Below are 19,137 nucleotides of genomic sequence, written 5' to 3' on the forward strand. Positions count from 1 at the left end.
ACTGTCTCCTTGTCCCACGCGGATCCGCACCTTCGTTTCGCCCGTTCACGGTCGCCCGGTTCCGGACGCTCCTCTACTACGAACGATGGTAGACCGGACCGTTGCCCGGACCGAATCGACCCGTTCGGAGCAGCGCATTAGTCTGAAGTAGCGCGCGGGCCGACTTCCACCCGCCGGGACCCCGTACACCCATGTCAGGAGACTTCAAGCTCGTGTCGATCACAGACGAGATCCGCACCCTCACCCAGCCTGCGCATCCTGCCGACTGGACCGACCTGGACACCAAGGCCGTCGACACCGCGCGCGTGCTCGCCGCCGACGCCGTGCAGAAGGTCGGAAACGGGCATCCCGGTACCGCGATGAGCCTCGCTCCCCTCGCGTACACCCTTTTCCAGCGTGTGATGCGCCACGATCCGACCGACCCCGAGTGGGTCGGCCGCGACCGCTTCGTGCTCTCGTGCGGACATTCGAGCCTGACGCTGTACACCCAGCTGTACCTGTCCGGCTACGGACTCGAGCTCGCCGACCTCGAAGCGCTGCGCACGTGGGGTTCGCTCACCCCGGGCCACCCCGAGTACGGCCACACCGCCGGCGTCGAGATGACCACCGGCCCACTGGGTCAGGGTCTGGCCTCCGCCGTGGGCATGGCGATGGCCGCCCGCCGCGAGCGCGGTCTGCTCGATCCCGAGGCGCCCGCCGGCTCGAGCCCGTTCGACCACTACGTCTATGTGATCGCGTCCGACGGCGACATCGAGGAGGGCGTGACCTCCGAGGCGTCCTCGCTCGCCGGTGTCCAGCAGCTCGGCAACCTGATCGTCTTCTACGACGACAACAAGATCTCCATCGAGCACGACACCGCGATCGCTCTCGGTGAGGACGTCTCCAAGCGCTACGAGGCATACGGCTGGCACGTGCAGACCGTCGAGGGCGGCGAGAACGTCACCGCCCTGCTCGAGGCCGTCGAGGCCGCGAAGGCGGTCACCGACCGTCCGTCCTTCATCTCCGTCCGCACGATCATCGGCTACCCGGCGCCGACGAAGATGAACAGCGGCGACGCGCACGGTGCCGCGCTCGGCGTCGACGAGGTCGCCGAGATCAAGAAGATCCTCGGCTTCGACCCCGAGAAGAACTTCGACGTCGACCCGGCCGTGATCGAGCACGCCCGGCGTGTCGTGACGCGCGGCACCGAGGCACGCGCCGCATGGCAGGCCGACTTCGACGCGTGGGCCGCCCGCGAGCCGCAGCGCAAGGAACTGTTCGACCGCCTGCACGCCGGTGAGTTCCCGGAGGGCTGGGTCGACGCACTGCCGACCTACGAGCCCACCGAGAGCGGTCCCGCGACCCGCTCGGCGTCCGGCAAGGCCCTCGCCGCGCTCGGACCGGTACTGCCCGAGCTGTGGGGCGGTTCCGCCGACCTCGCCGGCAGCAACAACACGACGATTCCCGGTTCCGACTCCTTCGGTCCCGAGTCGATCTCCACGAAGGACTGGAACGCGCAGCCCTACGGACGCACCCTGCACTTCGGCGTCCGCGAACACGCGATGGGATCGATCCTCAACGGCATCGCCCTGCACGGCCCGACCCGCCCCTACGGCGGCACCTTCCTCGTCTTCTCCGACTACATGCGGCCCGCGGTGCGTCTCGCGGCCCTCATGCAGACCCCGGCGATCTACGTGTGGACGCACGATTCGATCGGTCTCGGTGAGGACGGCCCGACGCACCAGCCGATCGAGCACCTCGCGGCGCTGCGCGCGATCCCGAATCTCGCCGTGATCCGCCCGGCCGACGCCAACGAGACGTCGTTCGCGTGGAAGGCCGCGTTGGAGAACCGCACCGGCCCGACCGCTCTGGCGCTGACCCGTCAGAACGTGCCGGTGCTCGAGGGCACGCGGGAGAAGGCCGCCGAGGGTGTCGCCCGCGGTGCCTACATCCTGGCCGAGGCCTCGTCGGGCACCCCGGAGGTCGTGATCCTCGCGACCGGTTCCGAGGTCCAGCTCGCCGTTGCCGCCCGCGAGACCCTCGAGGCCGACGGTGTGCCCACCCGCGTCGTCTCCGTGCCGGTGCTCGACCGGTTCCTCGAGCAGGACCAGGCCTACCGCGACGAGGTGCTGCCCCCGTCGGTGCGCGCCCGCGTGTCCGTCGAGGCCGGTCTCGCGATGCCGTGGTACCGCCTCATCGGCGACGCCGGTGAGCCGGTCTCGCTCGAGCACTACGGCGCCTCCGCCGATTACAAGACCCTGTACCGCGAGTTCGGCATCACTGCCGAGGCCGTCGTCGACGCCGCGCGTCGCTCGCTGACCCGAGTGAAGGGATGATCCGATGACCCAGCAGACCTCCACGCAGAACGCTGCGCTGGCCGAACTGTCCGCCCAGGGTGTCTCGGTGTGGCTGGACGACCTGTCCCGCGACCTCATCGACTCCGGCAAGCTCGCCGAGCTCGTCGCGACCCGCAGTGTCGTGGGTGTGACGACCAATCCGTCGATCTTCCAAGCCGCCCTGTCGAAGGGCCATGCCTACGACGCGCAGATCCGCGATCTCGCCGCCGCCGGTGCCGACGCCACCGAGGCGATCCGCACCGTCACCACCGACGACGTGCGCGCGGCCTGCGACGTCCTCGCGCCGGTGTTCGAGGCCACGGACGGCCTCGACGGACGGGTGTCGATCGAGGTCGACCCGCGTCTGGCGCACAAGACGGACGAGACCGTCCAGCAGGCCCTCGAGCTGTGGCGCATCGTCGACCGCCCGAACCTGTTCATCAAGATCCCGGCGACGATGGCGGGTCTGCCGGCCATCGCCCGGGTGATCGGTGAGGGTGTCAGCGTCAACGTCACGCTGATCTTCTCGGTCGAGCGCTACGAGCGGGTCATCGAGGCCTACCTCGACGGCCTGACCGCGGCGAAGGCATCCGGTCACGACCTGTCGAAGATCCGCTCGGTCGCGTCGTTCTTCGTCTCGCGTGTCGACACCGAGATCGACCCGCGCCTCGAGGAGATCGGCACCGACCGGGCGCTGGCTCTGCGTGGCAAGGCCGGTCTCGCCAACGCGCGGCTCGCGTACGGCGCGTACCAGCGCGCGTTCGAGGGCGGGACGCGGTTCGAGCAGCTCGCCGAGGCGGGTGCCGTTCCCCAGCGTGCGTTGTGGGCGTCGACGGGTGTGAAGAACCCCGATTACCCCGACACCCTCTACGTCACCGAGTTGGTCGCGCCGAACACCGTGAACACGATGCCGGAGAAGACCCTCGAGGCCGTCGCCGACCACGGGGAGGTCACGGGCGACACCGTCACCCGCAACATCGCCTCCTCCCAGCAGGTCTTCGACGCGCTGGCATCGGTCGGTGTGGATCTTCCCGACGTCTTCCGCAAGCTCGAGGACGAGGGTGTGGAGAAGTTCGTCGTGGCGTGGAAGGACCTGCTCGCGGCGACGGCGGAACAGCTCGCGGCTCACGCGCCGGGCGCGGAGGGCTGAACGTGCCCGAATCCGGTGCGGCGGAGTGGGTGAATCCGCTCCGGGACAACAGAGATCGCAGACTGCCCCGTATCGCCGGCCCGTGCGCGCTGGTGATCTTCGGCGTGACCGGCGATCTGGCCCGGCGCAAGTTGATGCCCGCCGTCTACGATCTCGCCAACCGCGGCCTCCTGCCGCCCGGATTCGCGCTCGTCGGTTTCGCCCGGAGGGATTGGGCCGACGAGGACTTCGGTCAGGTGGTCCACGACGCGGTGCGTGAGCATTCGCGTACCCCCTTTCGCGAGGAGGTCTGGCAGCGCCTCGCGGAGGGGATCCGCTTCGTGCAGGGCACCTTCGACGACGATGCGGCGTTCGCGGAGCTCGCGACGACCCTCGAGAAGCTCGACCGCGAACGCGGTACGGGTGGCAACCACGCGTTCTACCTGTCGGTTCCCCCGGACGCCTTCCCCGTGGTGTGCGGGCAGCTGTCGCGTTCGGGTCTGGCCGCGGAACGCGGCGGCTCGTGGAGCCGCGTCGTGATCGAGAAGCCGTTCGGGCACGACCTCGAGAGTGCGCGCGAGCTCAATTCGGTTGTCGGTGAGGTGTTCTCCGAGGAATCCGTCTTCCGCATCGATCACTATCTCGGCAAGGAGACGGTCCAGAACATCCTCGCGTTGCGTTTCGCGAACCAGATGTTCGAGCCGGTGTGGAACGCGCACTACGTCGACCACGTGCAGATCACGATGGCCGAGGACATCGGCCTCGGTGGTCGCGCCGGCTACTACGACGGCATCGGCGCGGCCCGCGACGTCATCCAGAACCATCTCCTGCAGCTGCTCGCCTTCACCGCGATGGAGGAACCGGTGAGCTTCGCGGCGTCGGAGCTGCACGCGGAGAAGATCAAGGTGCTGTCGGCGACCCGGCCGGCGGAGCCGTTCGACGAGACCACCGCGCGCGGCCAGTACGCATCCGGCTGGCAGGGCGGCGAGAAGGTCGTCGGACTGCTCGAGGAGAAGGGTTTCGCGGCGGATTCGACCACCGAGACGTACGCGGCCATCACCCTCGAGGTCGACACCCGCCGCTGGGCGGGTGTGCCCTTCTACCTGCGCACCGGCAAGCGCCTCGGCCGCCGCGTCACCGAGATCGCGGTGGTCTTCAAGCGGGCCCCGCACCTGCCGTTCGACAAGACCATGACCGAGGAGCTCGGTCAGAACGCGTTGGTGATCCGCGTGCAGCCCGACGAGGGCATCACGATGCGCTTCGGGTCGAAAGTGCCCGGCTCCGAGATGGAGGTCCGGGACGTGAACATGGACTTCAGTTACGGCCAGGCATTCACGGTCTCCTCCCCCGAGGCCTACGAGCGCCTGATCCTCGACGTGCTCCTCGGCGTCCCGTCACTGTTCCCGGTGGACGAGGAAGTCGAATTGTCCTGGAAGATCCTCGATCCGGTGCTCGAGCACTGGGCGGCGAACGGGCGACCGGAACCCTACGAGTCCGGCACCTGGGGTCCGCAATCGGCCGACGAGATGCTGCGGCGTACCGGCCGGGAATGGAGGCGTCCGTGAGGCTCCAGTTGCGCAACACCTCCGCGAATGCCATCAGTCGCAAGCTGGTGGAGCTGCGACGGTCGAGTGGAATGGTCACGCAGGGCCGTGTTCTCACGTTTATCGTGTGCGCCGGCGACGCGCGAGGCCTCGACGCCGCGATCACGGCCGCCACCGAGGCGTCGAAGGAACATCCCTGCCGCGTCATCGTCGTCGGTCGCGGACGACAGGACGGTCCGTCGCGGCTCGACGCGGAGATCCGGGTCGCCGGTGAAGCGGGTGCCTCCGAGGCATTGATCCTCGCCCTGCACGGCGAACTCGGTGAACATCAGGAATCGGTCGTGGTGCCTTTCCTCCTTCCGGACACCCCCGTCGTCGCGTGGTGGCCCAACCAGGCCCCCGCGGTCCCGGCCGAGGACCCGGTGGGTCGTCTCGCCGTCCGCCGCATCACCGACGTGACCAACTCCGACGACCCGCGTGCCGATCTCGCGACCCGCCTGTCCGGTTACCGGCCGGGCGACACGGATCTGGCCTGGGCCCGCATCACCTACTGGCGGGCGCTGCTGGTCTCGGCACTCGATCAGCCGCCCTACGAGCCAGTGCTCTCGGCACGCGTGTCGGGGCTGCGGACCGAACCGGCCGTCGATCTGATCGCGGGGTGGCTCGCGAGCCGTCTCGACTGCCCCGTCGAGCGATCCGTCGGCGAGCTGAGGGTGGAACTGCGCACGGCGTCGCAGACGATCGCCCTGGAACGCCCGCAGGAAGGTCGCGTGGCGACCCTCGAACGCACCCACAAGCCCGATTCGCTGATCAGCCTGGCGCGCCGGAACTCGGCCGAATGTCTCGCCGAGGAACTGCGTCGCCTCGATCCCGACGAAGTCTACGAAGCCGCGTTGTCGGCCCTGCCGAAGGTGGATTATGTCTGACACGGCCCGCACTCCGTCCGAGATCCGGCGTTTCGCCGACGCCGACGAGGTCGCCCGCGCCGCGGCGTCCGCCTTCGTCGATGCCGTCGTCGCCGCGCAGCGCGAGCGGGTGCAGGCCCACGTCGTGCTCACCGGCGGCGGTACCGGTATCGCGATGCTCGAGCACGTGCGTCGCGACCAGGGCGCCATCGACTGGTCGGCGGTGAACGTCTACTTCGGCGACGAGCGTTTCCTGCCGCCGGGCGATCCGGATCGCAACGAGGTGCAGGCCCGTGGGGCTCTGCTCGACCACGTGCCGATCGACCCGGCACGCATCCACACCATGCCGGCGCTCGGCGAGGACGGGTGCAGCACACCGGAGGACTCGGCCCAGCGGTACGCCGAACTCCTCGCGGCGCACTCCCCCGACGGCACCGTGCCGGTCTTCGACGTGCACCTGCTCGGCATGGGCGGTGAGGGACACATCAATTCGCTGTTCCCCCACACCGACGCGGTGCGCGAGTCGGAGCGTTTCGTGGTGGGTGTCGACGACTCCCCGAAGCCGCCGCCGGCCCGGGTGACGCTGACGCTGCCCGCCGTGCAGCGGGCGCGGCAGGTCTGGTTGCTGGTCACCGGTGCCGCCAAGGCGGAGGCCGTCGCGGCGGCCGTGGGCGGTGCCGCACCGGAGGACTTCCCGTCCGCGGGCGCCCACGGCACCGAACGCACCGTGTGGTTCCTCGATCCGGCTGCCGCAGAGCAACTCCCGGCGCAGTGACCGGGCGGAGCGTCGGGAGTCCGACGCCGTGATCGGCGATCCGGCCGTCATGCGCCCGCGCCGTCGAAGTCGGGATCGTCGGCGTCGTCCGTCTCCACACGGCGCCCCTCCGAAGTACCGGCGGTGTCGCCGTCGTCGACACCGGTTCGCACACACCGCATCCGATTCATCGATCGCGGACCTGCCGTCGAGCGCAGTGCGCGCAACGGTGATCGGCCCGGGACACATCGCACCGTTCGTGGGTCCATGCCGGTGAGCTCCTCCCGTCGTGGACCGTTGTCGTCACGGCCCTCTGTCTCGTTCGACGCGCCGGGACGCCCGACGGTTCCACTCGGGACGAAATCGGCCGGTCCGATCCGGGATCGAGCGGTCAGATACCCCGTTCGATCACCGCGGCGGTGACGCGGTCGTCGATCGACGACACCGGGTTCTCCCGTGCCACCCAGGAGTCACCGTCGAAGTACTTCGCGAAGATCTTCTCGGCCGTGCGGGTGGCGATCGCCTGCGTCGTCAACGTCGGGTTCGGACCTCCGAGACTGTTGGCGAGCGCCGAGTTGTCGGCGACGAACAGTCTCTTCACCCACCGGGCCTCCGCGTCGGCGTCGAGCACCGAATCCCGGTCGCTCACTCCCATCCGCATGCTCGACTGCGAGTGCAGGATCAGCGGTGGCCAGTCGCAGCGATGCACCCTCTTCGCGCCCGCCGCTCTCATCAACTCGACGGCCTTGCGGGTCGCGTGGTCACGATTGCGGCGGGTACGCGCCGAGCGCCGACGATGCTGCACGGTCACCCGCGGCGCCAGACCTGCTTCGTCCGGGTACAGGATCGGCGAAAGCGTCACGCGGTTGTCCGGTTCGACGTCGTCGTCCGAGATGACGAGCGCCGCGAGGACCCGGTCGGCGTCGGCCATCGTATCGAGCAGGTCGCGTCCGACGAGCCTCCCCACGCTGTCGGCCCCCGCGGAATCGACGACGCCTCCGGCACGTCCGTACCCGTGGATGCCGGAGTCGCTGAAGTTCAGCGCGTACGCGATCAATGCCGGGGGCAGGCCGACCTGCTCGATCCCGCCGTAGCCGGGCAGATCGACGCGCGCGTTGGAACCCGGGCCGCGCGTCTGCCCGGTGTACTCGTCGAAGACGCCGAAGACCGCGTCCATGTGGTGGTCGGTGAGGCCGCGGCCGACCCAGCCGTTCGGATTCGGCAGCGCCGAGTTCAGCCACAATCGTGGGCTCTCGATGCACCCGGCCGCCAGCACCACCACCGGGGCAGTAGCTTCGTGCTCGTCCTCTCCCGTCGTGAACCGCACTCCGCGCGCCACGGTCTCCCCGTTCACCTCCTCGACGAGGATCTCGAAGACCACTGCATCGGCGATCAGGGTGACGGCACGCCCCTGGGGGGACCACGCGTCCGCGGTGAGCATCATCGGGACGTACGAATTGTCGGTGGAGCGTCTGGCCTTGAGATTCCGCGGCGCCCCCAGCGGCAGATAACAGCCCTGATAGCAGTGCCCGCACATCGTGCAGCCCCGCGCTTCGGGATGGTGCAGACGCGCACGGTCGCGGGTGCGGCCGGCGGTACCACCGGGTTGGAGGATCGCGTTCTGCTGTGCGCGGTGGGCGGCCACGGTGGTATCGAGCGAGGTCTGGTGTGGCAGACCCATGGCCGCTGCTCCCCGCAGGAACAACTGCTCCTTGGCGCCCATCGGGGCAGTCTGCACCGGCAGCGTGGCCTCCACCCACTCGTAGTAGGGACGCAGTTCGTCGTATCCGAAGGGGAACAGGTGCGCCGTGTCGTACATGTCGCGGTCGGCGCCGTCGTATCCGGAGAATACGCCGGGTGCCGCCCGCGGCGAGTTGCCGAAGAAGTGGAGCGTGGTGCCACCGACGCCGGATACCTGCCACACGAACGAATTCTGAGGCAGATCTCGGAGCCACGGCGTGCCCGAGCGGTCTCCCGGTCCGTGGCGGAACAGCCCGGTGATCGGATTGTTGAGGTCGTCCTCGAAATGGGTCCACTCGTTCTCCGGGTCGGCAAAGCGGGGACCTGCTTCGAGAACGAGCACGTCGAGCCCGCGCGCCGCGAGTTCCTTGGCCACGACGGGTCCGCCACCCCCGGCGCCGATGACGATGACGTCGGTCATCTATCCCTCCACCTCGTCGATTTCGCCGTAGTAGCCCAGGAACTCGTCCCACCCGTCACTCGGCCCTGCATAGCGGCTCAACTCCCAGCCGACCGGCCGCCCCGTGAGCTCGCGCCGAGTACGGTTGTACGCGGAGACCTCCGAGAACGCCGCGAAGGCCGCCAGCGTGGGAATCGCGTTGACCACGAATTTCAGCACCAGACCTTCGAAACGCGGGTCGGTGTCGAGCCATTCGAAGACCTGCGCCTTCGCGGCATGACTCAGGTTCGCGAACGGCGCTGCGAACGGACCACTCACCGAACGCGGGTCGGCGGTGACACCGAAAGTGTTGAGCAGCACCGCGATCGCCGCGGCGCCGGGCAGGTTGCCCGCCTCGGGTCCGAGCAGCGGCATCGGCGAGGCCTGGTCCAGGGTTCGCTCGAGGGATTCCGCAGTGCCGGCGGTGACGCCGCCGGGCCGGTCGGTCCACACGCCCTGTTGGTGCGAGTACGGGTCGTTGCCGGGTGCGACGAACGCGAGCACCCCGTTGATCGTGTCGCGTACGGGCGGCGTCTCGTTCAGCGGACTCGCGTCGGCTTCGCTCGCGAGCACCCCTGCGGTGCCGATCAACGCCGCCATCGCCGCGGCCGTCCCGGCGAGAAAACGCCGCCTGTTCCAGTACCCGTGCTGCGGGTCGTCCACGTCGCCCCCTCGTCGTTGCCGTGGTGCAGCGTACGAGATGTCGTGGAACGATTGCGGAATGTCGTCCGGATCGTCCGGCGGGTCGCACGGACCGGTGGAGCGATCCACGGAAATCGGGTAGCGCGCTACCCGTGCCGTCCGCGCCCGGGGCGTGCAGGATTCGAACACGGCCGATCGGTGCGACGGTGTGGGAATCATGTTGCAGAAGAGGGAGAGCAACCGGTTCGCGTCCGTCCTGGAGGCACTCCGAGACCGGGACGATGCTCCTGCTGATCGTCCCGGCGACGAGCGTCGCGCCGACGTTCTTGCGCCGGCCTCGGACACGGCACCTGCCGGACTGCGCAATGCGACGCCTTCGCGATTGCACATCACCGACACGGAACGGCCGGACGCTCGTGTGCGCACCGCTCGAACGTCGCGTACCGACCGACCCGCAGCGGCAGTGGCCCTGGGAGGGGCTGATCCGCCACGGATATGTCGTCCCCCTCCGCGCCACAGCGGAGACACATCTCGGCGGCACCGAGGCTCGTTCCCGCCGCCGTCTGCACACTGTCACGTTGTGGTGCATGCTCGTGACCAGCGTGGCGGTGCCGGTGGCGGCATTCGCCACTGGGCTGGTGAGGATCGCAGAGGCTCCCGTCGTCGGTGAACCGGTATCCGTGAGGACCGAAGTGCCGGACAACGACCTCCACGACTGCCGCCATCCGAGTTCGAGGATCTCGTCCCTGTACCGACGGTTCACCCCGCCGTGCCGGATCGGGACGATCCTGTGAACGGATTCGAGCAGCGCACTACACAGCGGGAGGACCCATCGCGGTGAAACGGACCGCACCGGCAGCCGGATGCAGGACAATTTCGATAAGGCGAGCGCCCATCGAGAGGAGCCGTGATGAGCACGCCGAGGACGATCACAGGCGAAGTGAGCCCGGAGCGCGATTGCCCGAGCGACTCGTCGCTGGTGCGGTTGATATACCACCGCAACTTCCTGCTCCCGATCGGTGAGGTCTGGGCGGCACTCACCGATTCGGAGAAGCTGGGCCGTTGGTACGGCACGTACATCGGCGACCCCGCTACGGGCCGTGTACTCCTGACCATGACGGACGACCACGATTCGGCCACCACCTACGTCGACATCCTCCGGTGTTCTCCCCCCGAGGGATTCGCCGTCGACGTGGACGGGTGGCAGCTCGAGGTGGTGCTGCGTCAGGTCGGGAAGGTCACCACCCTCGAGTTCACACACCGGCACGTCCCGCGCTCGGAGGCCGGAGAGATCGGGCCGGGGTGGCAGTACTACCTCGACCGCCTCGACGCAGCACTGGCCGGCACCCGCCCGCCGTTGTGGGACGACTACCTCGACCTGGTCGACGAATACCGCTGACCGGCGCCTTTCGCTGCAGTGATCCGCCCGACGAGCACCACCGGAAATCTCCATCGACGAGTACCGCAGGCCGTACAAGGTGGACGAGGTCGCCAACGACCGGATCGAGGAGGTCTGGTTCACGGGCGTCCACTCCGACGTCGGCGGTGGATTCGAGGACTGCCGGAACAGACGAGCGCGACGGCGACGCCGACCCGGATGAGCCGCATCTGGTGGCTCATCGGGCGAGGAACTCGTGAGATCCTCGGCGGGGCACGATCGCCATCGGAGGTCTCGGCGCACCGGGGTCGGTCACAACTCCCGTGAACGCGACAGCTCCGCCGACCTCGCCCTGAGGTGGCGCCGCTCGGGTTCGGTACCGGCGAGCTCGAGCGCCCGCCGATACGCTTCGGCCGCTTCACCTTTCCGGCCGACCCGAGCCAGCAACTCGGCTCGTGCCACCACGTACGGTCCGTAGTCGCGGATACTCGGCTCGTCGGCGAGTCCGTCGAGGAGTTCGAGTCCGGCCGCGGGCCCGTCGCGCATCGCGACCGCCACGGCGCGGTTCAGTGCGACGATCGGTGACGGGCTCAGGGCGGTCAGTACGTCGTAGAGGGCGACGATTTGCGGCCAGTCGGTGCTGTCGACGTCGCTCGCCTCGTCGTGCAACGCGGCTATCGCGGCCTGCACCCCGTACGGGCCGGGTGGTCGTCCGGTGAGTGCGGCGACCACCAATGCGCTGCCCTCCTCGATCATCGCGCGGTCCCATCGGGTGCGGTCCTGCACGTCGAGCAGCATGACGGCGCCGGTCGGGGCGGTGCGTGCGTCCCGGCGGGCATGGACGAGCAGCATCAGCGCGAGCAACCCGCTCACCTCCCGTTCCGTCGGCATCAGACGGTGCAGGATGCGGGTGAGGCGGACCGCCTCCTCTGCGAGGGCGAGGCGTTGCAGATGTTCACCGCTGCTCGCGGCATAGCCCTCGGTGAAGATCGAGTACAGCGCCGCGAGCACCACCGGCAGGCGCTCCGGCAGCTCGTCCGGTCCGGGTACCCGGAACGGGATGCGGGCACCGCGGATCTTCTTCTTGGCCCGCACGATCCGCTGGGCCATCGTCGGCGACGGGACGAGGAAGGCCCGCGCGACCTCGTTCGTCGTGAGACCACCGAGGCAGCGCAGGATCAGCGCGACGCGGTCGTCCGCCGCGAGGGCGGGGTGGGCGCACGTGAAGAACAGTTCGAGGCGGTCGTCCGTCAGTTCTCCGGCATCGGGCGGTTCGTACGACGCGCGACGTTCGGTGTCGACGGCGAGTTCCGCCAGTCGCGTCGCATACACGCGGTCGCGGCGCACCCGATCCAGCGCTCGGCGCCTGGCCGTGGTGAGCAGCCAAGCGCCCGGACGCTCGGGCACACCGTCGACCGGCCAGTGCACGAGCGCCGCCTCGAGTGCCTCCGATGCGACCTCCTCGGCGAGGTCGAGGTCGCCGAAGCGATGGACGAGCGCGGCGAGGAGCCGGCCGTGTTCCTCGCGGAACACCGACTCGACGGCCGAGGCCGGCTCCCCCATCGCTCAGTCCCCGAAGTCGGCGATCGGCCGCACGACGACCGTGCCGCCGTCCCGCGATCCGGGACAGCGTGCCGCCCAGTCGAGTGCCTCGTCGAGGCTGCCGACGTCGATGACGTCGTATCCGCCGAGCACCTCGCGGCTCTCGCCGAACGGTCCGTCGGTCACCGTGCGTCGTCCGTCCGCGTCGACCTGCACGGTCGTCGCGGTGACGAGATCCTGCAGGGCGTGCCCGGACACGAGGACACCCGCGTCGCGCATCGCCTTCTCGTAGTCCTGCCAGTCCTCGACGGTACAGGTGGCCTCGTCGGTCGTGGATGCGTAGATCAACAGCATGTACTTCATGGCGGTCGCTCCCGTCTGTGTGGTGTTCGTCCTACACCATCACGACGAACGGACACCTGCCGGATCGACGCCCGACGAGAAATTTTTTCTAACCGCTGTTGCGCAACGCCGTGGCGAGACCGTTCATCGTGATCTGGATACCGCGCCGGACACGGTCGGTGTCCTCACCGGCACGGAACCGGCGCAGCAACTCGACCTGCAGGTGGTTGAGCGGTTCGAGATACGGGAACCGGTTGTGCAGCGACCGCTCGAGCGCCGGATTATCCGCGACGAGCGAGTCGTAGCCCGTGATCTGCCGGTAGGCGTCGACTGTACGGGCGTGCTCGTCGACGATGCTGCCGAACACCCGCTCGCGCAGTTCGGTGTCCTCGACGAGTTCGGAGTACCGGGCGGCCAGGCCGAGATCGGACTTGGCGAGCACCTGCGCCATGTTCGACAGCACCGAACGGAAGAACGGCCAGCGACGGTAGAGATCCTGCAGGGTCGCCAACCGGTCCGGATCACCGGCCACCCAGTCCTGCACAGCCGTTCCCGTGCCGTACCAGCCGGGGAGCATCACGCGGCTCTGGGTCCACGAGAGCACCCACGGGATGGCCCGCAGGTCGCTGATCGCCTTCGTCTGCTTACGGGAGGCGGGACGGCTGCCGATGTTGAGGGCACCGATCTCCGAGACCGGCGTCGCGGTGGTGAAGTACTCGACGAATCCCGGTGTCTCGTGCACGAGTCGGCTGTACGCGGCGCGAGCGAGGTCGGCAAGTTCGTCGAGGATGCGGTAGGCCTCCGGCGCGTCCTTCCCGAGGCCTTCGACATCGAGCAAGCTCGACTCGAGGGTCGCCGAGACGAGCGCCTCGAGGTTGCGGCGGGCGAGCACCGGTTCGCGGTACTTCGCGGCGATGACCTCGCCCTGCTCGGTCAGACGCAACGAGCCCTGGACCGCGCCGGGAGGCTGGGCCAGGATGGCGTCGTAACTCGGTCCGCCACCGCGACCGACGGTGCCGCCGCGACCGTGGAACAGGCGCAGCCGGATCCCGGCGGTGCGCGCCGCCTCGACGAGATCGAGTTCCGCGCGGTAGAGCGCCCAGTTGGCGGTGAGATAACCGCCATCCTTGTTGGAATCGGAGTAGCCGAGCATGATCTCCTGCAGTCCGTCGTGTCCGTCGACGAGGCTGCGGAACTCGGGCACGGCGAGGGCGGCGGTCAGCGTGGCGGCACCGCCGCGCAGGTCGTCGATCGTCTCGAACAGCGGGATGACCTGCACCGTGCTGCGCGGATAGCCGCGGTCGAGGTCGAGCAGCCCGACCTCCTTGAGCAGGACCTCGACCTCGAGCAGATCGGACACCGAGGTGCACATGCTGATGATGTAGTGCTCGATGGCGGCCGGTCCGATGCGACGGACCACGTCGGCGGCAGCACGCAGGATGCCCAGTTCCTTGGCTGTCTCGTCCGACAGGTGGGCGTCGGGGGTGGTGAGCGGGCGGCGGATCCGCAACTCCGCGGTGAGCAGCGCGACCTTGTCGTCCTCCGGCAGGTCGCGGTAGCGGTCGGTCACTCCCGCCCAGGAGAGCAGTTCGGCGACGACGTTCTCGTGGACCTCGGAATTCTGACGCAGGTCGAGTGGCGCGAGGTGGAAGCCGAAGACCTCGACGGCGCTGCGCAGGTGCGCGAGTCGATCGTCGGCAATCACGGTCGCTCCGCCGGCGCGCAGCGAGGCGTCGACGATGTTCAGGTCGGTGTGCAGGCGGGCCGGGGTGGCATAGGGCTCGCACGGGATACGCACCGTGTGGGGCAGATCCACGCCGGGCAGCAGCCTGTCCGCGGTGGCGGTGAGGCGAGCGCGGATACCGTGTACGGCGCGTCGGTACGGCTCGTCGCTGTGGGCGGGATTGTCGTCGCCCGAGTCGTCGGCGAGCTTCTTCAGGGCGCTGCTGATGGTCGCGGTGCGTTCGGACATCGACAGTTCGCGTTCGAGCGCGGCGAGTTCGGTGAGGTGATGTCGCAGCGCGGTCTCACAGGCGCGATTCGCGGCCGTGGTGACGACCTCGCCGTCGACGTTGGGGTTGCCGTCGCGGTCGCCGCCGATCCAGGTTCCCGGCCGGACCAGCGGTTCGGTGAGCACCGCCGCGTCGGGCCAGCGTCGCCGGAGTTCGCGTCGTACTTCGGCGTTGAGGGCGGGAACGACGTCGAACAGTGCGAGGTCGTAGTAGCGCAGACCGTTGTCGACCTCGTCGATGATCCTCAGGCGCGCGAGCCGGATGAGCGCGGTGTCCCAGAGGGTCAGGATGTGCCGGTACAGGGCGCGGTCGATTTCCTCGAGCGCGGCGGGTTCGTCGGTCCTCTCCCGGCGCCGCATGAGTTCGGTGACGGCGGTCTGGACGTCGAAGACGGTGCGTCGGCGGGTCTCGGTGGGATGAGCGGTGATGACGGGGGCGACGAGAGCCGACGCGAGCGCGTCGGTCACGGTGTCGGCATCGAGACCCGGACCGGCGGCGTCGAGCTTGGCGTAGGTGGCGGCGAGGCTGCTGTCCTGCGGTGGGTCGCCTGCGCGCACGTGCAGGGCTCGACGTCGTTCGCGGTGCAGATCCTCGGCGAGATTGGCGAGCAGACCGAAATGGCTGAACGCCCGGGCGACAGGAATCAGGTCGTCGGTGGCGACGCCGGCGAAGCGTTCGGCGAGTTCGGTGCGGTCGATCTCGGAGCGCCGGATCCGGAAACTCTCCACCCGGGCCGATTCGACCAGGTCGAAGGTCTCGGGTCCTGCCTGCTCACGGATGACGTTGCCGAGGATGCCGCCGAGCAGGCGGATGTCCTCGCGGAGGGGTTCGGTAGCAGAGGCAGGCACAGTGTCCGTCATACGGCCAGTATCTGTGCCCGGCGGCCGGGGCGCGACCGCGGCAGCGTCCGTGCACGTGCGGGGATCAGCTGAACTTGATCTGCAGTCCGATGCCGAGGATCGAGATCACCCAGATGATGCCGGTGAAGACGGTGAGACGGTCGAGGTTCTTCTCCGCCACCGTCGAGCCCGAGAGATTGGACTGGACTCCGCCACCGAACAGGCTGGACAGACCACCGCCCTTACCGCGGTGCAGCAGCACCAGCAGGATGAGCAACAGGCTCGTGACGATCAGGAGGATGTCCAGGAACAGTTCCATGTCGGTGTTCGATGTCCTTCGGATGGTGGGCGACGTCGGCGTCAGCTTACCCGCTCGTCCTGTGGGGACGCTGCGGGTGTGCCGGGGACGCCGGGTGGGCGAAATGCGGGCGGGATGCAGCATCTCGTCGAGATCCTGCACCCCGCCCGATGCCGGTCGCTCTAGAGGAGCGGACCGCCTGCGGCGATCGCCGACAGCTGAGCGAATTCGTCGGCCTCGAGGGAGGCGCCTCCCACGAGACCGCCGTCGACGTCGGTCTGAGCGATGAGCTCACCGACGTTCTTGGCGTTGACCGACCCGCCGTACAGGACTCGGACCGATGCCGCGACCTCGGGCGAGGCCAGTTCGGCGAGGGTGCTGCGCACCGCGGCGCACACCTCCTGCGCGTCGGCCGCCGAAGCGACCTTGCCCGTGCCGATGGCCCAGACCGGCTCGTACGCGACGACGATCTTTGCGATCTCGTCGGCGGACAGGCCGGCGAGCGAGTTCTTCAACTGCTCGACGTTGTACTCGACGTGGTTGCCGGCTTCGCGGACGTCGAGTCCTTCGCCGACGCACACGATCGGAGTGAGACCGTGCCGCAGCGCGGCTTTGGTCTTGTCGCGGACGATCTCGTCGGTCTCACCGTGCAGGGTGCGACGCTCGGAGTGCCCGACGATCACGTAGGTGCAGCCGAGCTTCGCGAGCATCGCGCCGGAGATCTCGCCGGTGTAGGCGCCGGAGTCGTGGACCGAGATGTCCTGGGCTCCGTAGGTGATGCCGAGCTTGTCGCCCTCGACGAGGGTCTGCACCGAGCGGATGCCGGTGAACGGCGGGATGACCGTCACGTCGACCTTCTCGAGGTACTTCTCGGGAAGGGTGAACGCGATCTTCTGCACCAGGGCGATGGCCTCGAGGTGGTTGAGGTTCATCTTCCAGTTGCCCGCGATGAGCGGTGTCCGTGCCATGACCGTCAGCCCTCCAGAACTGCGATGCCGGGCAGTTCCTTGCCCTCGAGGTACTCGAGGGAGGCGCCACCACCGGTGGAGATGTGGGAGAAGCGGTCCTCACCGAGTCCGAGCGACCGCACGGCCGCAGCGGAGTCGCCGCCACCGACGACGCTGAACGCGCCCTTGCCGGTGGCCTCGATGATCGCTTCCGCTACACCCTTCGTGCCCGCCGCGAAGTTCTCGAACTCGAACACGCCCATCGGGCCGTTCCAGAACACCGTCTTCGCCGAGCCGAGGAGCGAGGCGAAGCGCCGCACGGACTCCGGTCCGATGTCGAGGCCCATCCATCCGTCGGGGATGGAGTCGGCCGCGACGGTCTGCGACTGTGCGTCGGCCGCGAACTTGTCGGCCACCACCACGTCCTGAGGGATGTGGATGACGTCGCCGAAGCGTTCGAGCAGTTGCTTGCAGGTGTCGATCATCGACTCCTCGAGCAGCGACGTGCCGACCGAGTAGCCCTGTGCCGCAAGGAAGGTGAAGCACATGCCGCCACCGATTACGAGCGTGTCGACCTTGGGTGCGAGCGCCTCGATGACCCCGAGCTTGTCGGAGACCTTCGAGCCGCCGAGCACCACGGCGTACGGACGCTCGGTGTCGGTGGTGAGCTTGGCGAGCACGTCGACCTCGGCCGCGACGAGACCACCCGCGTAGTGCGGGAGCAGCGTCGCGACGTCGTAGACCGACGCCTGCTTGCGGTGCACGACACCGAAGCCGTCGGAGACGAATGCGCCGTCGTCGCCGACGAGCTCGACGAGCTCACGGGCGAAGGCGAGCCGCTCGGCATCGTCCTTGCTGGTCTCGCGAGCGTCGAAGCGGACGTTCTCGAGCAGGAGGATGTCGCCGTCGGTCAGCCCTTCGGAACGCGCCAGCGCATCCTGGCCGACGACGTCGGAGGCGAGCTGGACGTTGCGGTCGAGCACCTCACCGAGTTTCGCTGCGACGGGCGCGAGCGAGTACTTCGGATCCGGCTCGCCCTTGGGGCGGCCGAGGTGCGCGGTCACGACGACCTTGGCCCCGGCCTCCGCGAGCGTGCGGATGGTGGGCGCGGACGCGAGGATGCGGCCGGCGTCGGTGATCGTGTCGCCGTCGAGCGGGACGTTGAGGTCGGAGCGCACGAGTACGCCCCGACCCTCCACACCTGCGTCGAGCAGATCCTCGAGGGTCTGAACTGCCACTGTTCAAATGTCCTGTTCTACGAGTTTCAAAGAGACTTGCCGACGAGACCGACGAGGTCGGCAAGACGATTCGAGTAGCCCCACTCGTTGTCGTACCACGAGACGACCTTGACCTGCTCGTCGATGACCTTGGTCAGAGGCGCGTCGAAGATCGACGAGTGCGGGTCGGTGACGATGTCCGAGGACACGATCGGATCGGTGTTGTACTTCAGGATGCCCTTCAGCGGACCCTCCGCGGCAGCCTTCAGTGCGGCGTTGACCTCATCGGCGGTGGCCTTCTTGGTGAGGGTCGCGGTGAGGTCGGTGACCGAGCCGGTCGGGACCGGGACGCGCAGCGCGTAGCCGTCGAGCTTGCCGAGCAGCTCGGGGAGCACGAGGCCGATGGCCTTGGCGGCGCCTGTGCCGGTGGGGACGATGTTCAGGGCGGCAGCGCGGGCGCGACGCAGATCCTTGTGCGGTCCATCCTGCAGGTTCTGGTCCTGGGTGTACGCGTGGATCGTGGTCATCAGGCCCTTCTCGATGCCGAACTCGTCGTTCAGCACCTTGGCGAGGGGGCCGAGGCAGTTCGTGGTGCACGAGGCGTTGGAGATGATGTTCTGCGTGCCGTCGTACTTGTCGTGGTTGACGCCCATGACGATGGTGATGTCCTCGTCGGTGGCAGGCGCCGAGATGATGACCTTCTTGGCGCCGGCGTCGATGTGCCCCTTCGCCTTGGCGGCGTTGGTGAAGATGCCGGTGGACTCGACGACGACGTCGACACGGAGGTCGCCCCACGGAAGAGCGGAGGGGCCCTCCTTGATCGAGAGGGCCTTGATCTTCCGATCGCCGACGACGATGTCGTCGCCCTCGACATGCACGTCCTTGTCGAGGCGCCCCAGGATCGAGTCGTACTTCAGGAGCGTCGCGAGGGTGTCGTTGTCGGTGAGGTCGTTGACGGCAACGATCTCGATGTCGGTGGTGCCGAGTGCCTTCTGTGCCTCGACCGCCCGGAAGAAGTTGCGCCCGATGCGTCCGAATCCGTTCACGCCTACGCGGACAGTCACAATGAAGCTCCTTTGCCCAGTATTCCGATG

Annotated in this window: 16 protein-coding genes; 7 read left to right on the forward strand and 9 right to left on the reverse strand. The window is 68.5% G+C overall.

Going from position 1 to position 19,137, the window contains the following annotated elements; all coding sequences use genetic code 11:
• The first annotated feature begins 212 nt into the window (after positions 1 to 212).
• The 5 genes from tkt to pgl are packed head-to-tail and all read left to right on the forward strand — an operon-like array spanning position 213 to position 6,668.
• Positions 213 to 2,315, forward strand: a complete 2,103-nt coding sequence (gene tkt, locus NVV99_RS01980) for a transketolase (protein ID WP_024100809.1) — start codon at positions 213 to 215, stop codon at positions 2,313 to 2,315.
• 4 nt (positions 2,316 to 2,319) lie between these two features.
• Entirely contained in the window at positions 2,320 to 3,465 is a 1,146-nt protein-coding gene (tal, locus tag NVV99_RS01985; protein ID WP_006551490.1) for a transaldolase, read from the forward strand.
• Positions 3,466 to 3,467: 2 nt separating this feature from the next.
• On the forward strand, positions 3,468 to 5,009 hold the full coding sequence (gene zwf / locus NVV99_RS01990) for a glucose-6-phosphate dehydrogenase (protein ID WP_006551489.1): 1,542 nt from the start codon (positions 3,468 to 3,470) through the stop codon (positions 5,007 to 5,009).
• A complete protein-coding gene (gene opcA / locus NVV99_RS01995) occupies positions 5,006 to 5,914 on the forward strand; it encodes a glucose-6-phosphate dehydrogenase assembly protein OpcA (RefSeq protein ID WP_024100808.1) in 909 nt (302 codons plus the stop codon). The genes zwf and opcA overlap by 4 nt, the downstream gene beginning before the upstream one ends.
• The gene (gene pgl / locus NVV99_RS02000; RefSeq protein ID WP_019289290.1) at positions 5,907 to 6,668 is read left to right on the forward strand and encodes a 6-phosphogluconolactonase; all 762 of its coding nucleotides are present in this window, start codon (positions 5,907 to 5,909) and stop codon (positions 6,666 to 6,668) included. Before opcA ends, pgl begins: the two co-directional genes overlap by 8 nt.
• A 370-nt stretch (positions 6,669 to 7,038) precedes the next feature.
• Here pgl and NVV99_RS02005 read toward each other — a convergent pair whose 3' ends face one another.
• Positions 7,039 to 8,808, reverse strand: coding sequence for a GMC family oxidoreductase N-terminal domain-containing protein (locus NVV99_RS02005; protein ID WP_024100806.1), 1,770 nt, complete (start codon positions 8,806 to 8,808; stop codon positions 7,039 to 7,041).
• Positions 8,809 to 9,489 (reverse strand): twin-arginine translocation signal domain-containing protein, encoded by a 681-nt coding sequence (locus NVV99_RS02010; protein ID WP_242411715.1) that lies wholly within the window; start codon positions 9,487 to 9,489, stop codon positions 8,809 to 8,811. It lies immediately after the preceding gene.
• Positions 9,490 to 10,378: 889 nt separating this feature from the next.
• Here NVV99_RS02010 and NVV99_RS02015 point away from each other — a divergent pair.
• Together NVV99_RS02015 and NVV99_RS27240 are read left to right on the forward strand one after the other, a co-directional pair.
• The gene (locus NVV99_RS02015; protein WP_019289288.1) at positions 10,379 to 10,867 is read left to right on the forward strand and encodes an SRPBCC domain-containing protein; all 489 of its coding nucleotides are present in this window, start codon (positions 10,379 to 10,381) and stop codon (positions 10,865 to 10,867) included.
• Positions 10,868 to 10,919: 52 nt separating this feature from the next.
• On the forward strand, positions 10,920 to 11,069 hold the full coding sequence (locus tag NVV99_RS27240; protein WP_080678450.1) for a DUF2235 domain-containing protein: 150 nt from the start codon (positions 10,920 to 10,922) through the stop codon (positions 11,067 to 11,069).
• Positions 11,070 to 11,158: 89 nt separating this feature from the next.
• Here NVV99_RS27240 and NVV99_RS02020 read toward each other — a convergent pair whose 3' ends face one another.
• The 7 genes from NVV99_RS02020 to gap all read right to left on the reverse strand — a co-directional run bounded on the left by NVV99_RS02020 (position 11,159) and on the right by gap (position 19,107).
• The gene (locus NVV99_RS02020; RefSeq protein WP_024100803.1) at positions 11,159 to 12,409 is read right to left on the reverse strand and encodes an RNA polymerase sigma factor; all 1,251 of its coding nucleotides are present in this window, start codon (positions 12,407 to 12,409) and stop codon (positions 11,159 to 11,161) included.
• 3 nt (positions 12,410 to 12,412) lie between these two features.
• Complete coding sequence (locus tag NVV99_RS02025) at positions 12,413 to 12,751, reverse strand: YciI family protein (protein ID WP_019289286.1); 339 nt, start codon at positions 12,749 to 12,751, stop codon at positions 12,413 to 12,415.
• Positions 12,752 to 12,839: 88 nt separating this feature from the next.
• Entirely contained in the window at positions 12,840 to 15,602 is a 2,763-nt protein-coding gene (gene ppc / locus NVV99_RS02030; RefSeq protein ID WP_019289285.1) for a phosphoenolpyruvate carboxylase, read from the reverse strand.
• Between the two features lie 64 nt (positions 15,603 to 15,666).
• Positions 15,667 to 15,900, reverse strand: coding sequence for a preprotein translocase subunit SecG (gene secG, locus NVV99_RS02035; RefSeq protein WP_006551479.1), 234 nt, complete (start codon positions 15,898 to 15,900; stop codon positions 15,667 to 15,669).
• A 161-nt stretch (positions 15,901 to 16,061) separates the two neighbouring features.
• The gene (tpiA, locus tag NVV99_RS02040; protein ID WP_024100802.1) at positions 16,062 to 16,847 is read right to left on the reverse strand and encodes a triose-phosphate isomerase; all 786 of its coding nucleotides are present in this window, start codon (positions 16,845 to 16,847) and stop codon (positions 16,062 to 16,064) included.
• Between the two features lie 5 nt (positions 16,848 to 16,852).
• Positions 16,853 to 18,064 carry a phosphoglycerate kinase gene (pgk, locus tag NVV99_RS02045; protein ID WP_006551477.1) on the reverse strand — a complete coding sequence of 404 codons (1,212 nt, stop codon included), beginning with the start codon at positions 18,062 to 18,064 and terminating at the stop codon, positions 16,853 to 16,855.
• A 26-nt stretch (positions 18,065 to 18,090) separates the two neighbouring features.
• Complete coding sequence (gene gap, locus NVV99_RS02050; protein ID WP_024100801.1) at positions 18,091 to 19,107, reverse strand: type I glyceraldehyde-3-phosphate dehydrogenase; 1,017 nt, start codon at positions 19,105 to 19,107, stop codon at positions 18,091 to 18,093.
• Positions 19,108 to 19,137: the final 30 nt, after the last annotated feature.

It is taken from the genome of Rhodococcus sp. PAE-6 (assembly GCF_025290685.1).
Lineage (GTDB): Bacteria > Actinomycetota > Actinomycetes > Mycobacteriales > Mycobacteriaceae > Rhodococcus > Rhodococcus pyridinivorans.